The sequence below is a fragment of the Methylobacterium sp. FW306-05-D genome (assembly GCF_058782155.1).
On sequence record NZ_JBYSXL010000152.1, the window covers coordinates 1 to 3,351 of the forward strand.

At 69.5% G+C, this 3,351-nt stretch carries 1 protein-coding gene and 2 pseudogenes; 2 read left to right on the forward strand and 1 reads right to left on the reverse strand.

Annotated features, from left to right (window positions below):
• Together AC3WLN_RS23825 and paoC are read left to right on the forward strand one after the other, a co-directional pair.
• Positions 1–735: FAD binding domain-containing protein (locus AC3WLN_RS23825; protein ID WP_492485428.1), on the forward strand; the 735-nt coding region annotated here is incomplete at its 5' end.
• A gap of 3 nt (positions 736–738) precedes the next feature.
• A pseudogene (gene paoC / locus AC3WLN_RS23830) lies at positions 739–2,969 on the forward strand (aldehyde oxidoreductase molybdenum-binding subunit PaoC).
• Positions 2,970–3,124: 155 nt separating this feature from the next.
• Here the strand turns inward: paoC and AC3WLN_RS23835 are convergent.
• Positions 3,125–3,351: pseudogene (locus AC3WLN_RS23835) on the reverse strand (hypothetical protein); the annotation flags it as partial.

Genomic DNA, 3,351 nt, shown 5'->3' on the forward strand with positions numbered 1-3,351 from the left:
GTGCGCAACACCGATCTCGCGGCCGATGCCCGGGTGCGCAAGGACTACGCCGTGCTCTCCCGCGCCCTTCTCGCGGGTGCGTCCGGCCAGCTGCGCAACAAGGCGACCACCGCCGGCAATCTCCTGCAGCGCACCCGTTGCCCGTACTTCTACGACACGGCCCAGGCCTGCAATAAGCGCCAGCCGGGCTCCGGCTGCTCGGCCCTCGACGGGGTGAGCCGGCAGCTCGCAGTCATCGGCGGCAGCGAGGCCTGCATCGCCACGCATCCGGGCGACATGGCGGTGGCCATGCGCGTGCTCGACGCCACCGTCGAGACGGTTGACGCGGACGGTGCGAAACGCAAGATCCCCATGGCCGAGTTCCACCGCCTGCCCGGCGACCGACCTGAGGTCGACACCACCCTCAAGCCCGGCGAGCTCATAACGGCGGTGACGCTGCCCGAGCCGGTTGTCGGCATGCACATCTACCGCAAGGTGCGCGACCGGGCCTCCTACGCCTACGCGCTGGTCTCGGTGGCGGCGATCCTCGGGAAGGACGGCACCGGGCACGTCGCCTTCGGCGGGGTGGCGCACAAGCCCTGGCGCGTGGAAGCGGCCGAGGCCGACCTGCCGAAGGGCGCCAAGGCGGTGACCGACCAAGTCTTCTCCGGTGCCAAGCCGACCCACGAGAACGCCTACAAGCTGAAGCTCGCCGAGCGGACGCTGTCCGCGGCGCTCAGCCAAGCGAGGGCCTGAGCCATGAAGTTCGACACCCCCGCAGGCCAGAACCCCATCGACCAGCTCAAGGTGGTCGGGCAGCCCACCGACCGTGTCGAGGGGCCGCTCAAGGTCACCGGGACCGCACCCTACGCTTACGAGTGGCACGACCCGCACGCGAACCTCGCCTACGGCTTCATCGTCGGTGCCGGCATCGCCAAGGGACGGATTGCCTCCATGGACCTATCCGAGACCAAGGGGACCTATCCGAGACCAAGGCTGCCCCTGGCGTCGTCGCCGTCATCACCCACGAGAATGCCGGGCCGCTCGGCAAGGGCGAGTTCTATGCCCAGCGCTTCCTCGCCGCGCCGGTGGTGGATCACTACCACCAGGCCGTCGCGGTGGTCGTCGCGGAGACGTTCGAGCAGGCTCGCGCCGCCGCCGCCCTGGTGCGGGTCCAGTACGTCCGGGAGCAGGGCTCATTCGATCTCGCCTCGCTGGTCGCGACGGCACCCGTGGCCGCGCAAGGGCAGTTTGGTGGCAAGCCCGAGACCAGCGTCGGCGACTTCGCAGCGGCCTTCGCGGCCGCGCCGGTCAAGCTGGACGAGACCTACACCACCCCCGACCAAGCCCACGCGATGATGGAGCCGCACGCGACCATCGCCTCCTGGGACGGCGACCGCCTGACCTGCCACACCTCGATCCAACAGATGAACTGGGGGGTGCGCGACCTCGCCAAGACGCTCGGCATCGCCAAGGATAAGGTCCGGCTCGTCTCGCCCTACATCGGCGGCGGCTTCGGGGGGAAGGGCACCGTTCAGTCCGACCTTGCCCTCGCGGCGGTTGCGGCGCGGGTGACGGACCGCCCGGTCAAGCTCGCCCTGCAACGCCCGATGATGTTCAACAGCACCATCCACCAGCCTGCCACGGTCCAGCGTATCTGGATCGGCGCGACGCGGGACGGCCGGATCACCGCCATCGGGCACGACAACCTCAACGGCAACCTCGCGGGTGGCCGGACCGAGCCATCGACGGCCGCGACGCGCTCGTTCTACGCCGGCGCCAACCGGATGACGCGCCAGCGCCTGGCGGTGCTCGATCTCGCTGAGGGCAACGCAATGCGGGCGCCGGGAGAGGCTCCCGGCCTGATGGCCCTGGAGATCGCCATGGACGAGATGGCGGAGAAACTCGGGATGGATCCCATCGCGTTCAGGGCCCTGAACGACACCCGGGTCGACCCCGAGCATCCGGAGATGCCGTTCTCGACGCGCCCGTTCGTCGAGTGCATGCACATGGGGGCCCAGCGGTTCGGTTGGGACCGCCGCAATCCGCGGCCGGCAAGCGTGCGGGACGGGCGCTGGCTCGTCGGCATGGGCATGGCCGGGGCGATCCGCGCCGCGAAGATCGCCAAGTCCGGGGCCCGCGTTCGCCTCGACCGGCGCGGCGTCGTCACGGTCGAGACCGACATGACCGACATCGGCACCGGCAGCTACACCATCGTCGCCCAGACCGCCGCCGAGATGATGGGTGTCGGCCTGGACAGGGTGATCGCGCGGCTCGGGGATTCCGCCTTCCCCGAAACGCCGGGGTCGGGCGGCCAGCAGGGTGGCCCGTCCGTCACCGCGGGCGTCTACGCGGCGTGCGTGCGCTTGCGCGAGGCGGTAGCTCAGCGGCTCGGGTTCAACTCGGGCGACGTCACCTTCGCCGACGGCGAGGTCCGCTCCGGCAATCGCGCCGTCCCGCTCGGGCACGCCGCGGAGGCGGGCGACATCGTCGCCGAGGACCACATCGAGTTCGGCGATCTGTCCAAGAAGTTCGCCCAGCAGACCTTCGGCGCCCATTTCGCCGAGGTCGGCGTCGATGCCGACACAGGCGAGGTCCGGGTCCGTCGGATGCTGGCGGTCTGCGCGGCCGGACGCATCATCAACCCGAAGGCCGCGCGCAGCCAAGTCATCGGCGGCATGGTGATGGGCATCGGCGCGGCGCTGATGGAGGAGATGGTCGTCGACAAGCGACGCGGCTTCTTCGTCAACCACGACCTCGCCGGCTACGAGGTTCCCGTGCATGCCGACGTGCCGCACCTCGACGCCTACTTCATCGACGAGGTGGATCCGACCATGTCGCCGGTCAAGGCGAAGGGCGTGGGAGAGCTCGGGTTGACCGGCGTCGCCCCGGCGGTAGCGAACGCGGTCTACAACGCCACCGGTGTCCGGGTGCGCGACTATCCCATCACCCTCGATAAGCTCCTCGACGGCATGCCCGACGCTGCCTGAACCCTTTCTGGTCCGGCTTCTTCTCGACGACCCGGCGGCGCATGCCGTGGACGTTCCGCCACTCCTCGCAGCGCTTGGCCCGGAAGACGCTGTCGAAGACGCCCAGGCGCAGGCTCGGCCAGAGCGGCTTGCCATCATCCAGTGCCGACAGCGTGTCACAATCCTGCACGTTGGCCGGCACGACGGCCATGGCGAGGAGGTGCCCCTCGATCGACCATCATGACGCGTTTGCGGCCGACCAACTGCTTCGCGCCGTCGTAGCCCCGCGGCCCGCGCACGCCGATGCCGTTGACACTCTGGGTGTCTGATCCTCCCCCGCTTTCACGGACACCTCTGATACGCTTCTTGCGGGCGGGGAAGGTGTTTGATGGCCAAGACGAGA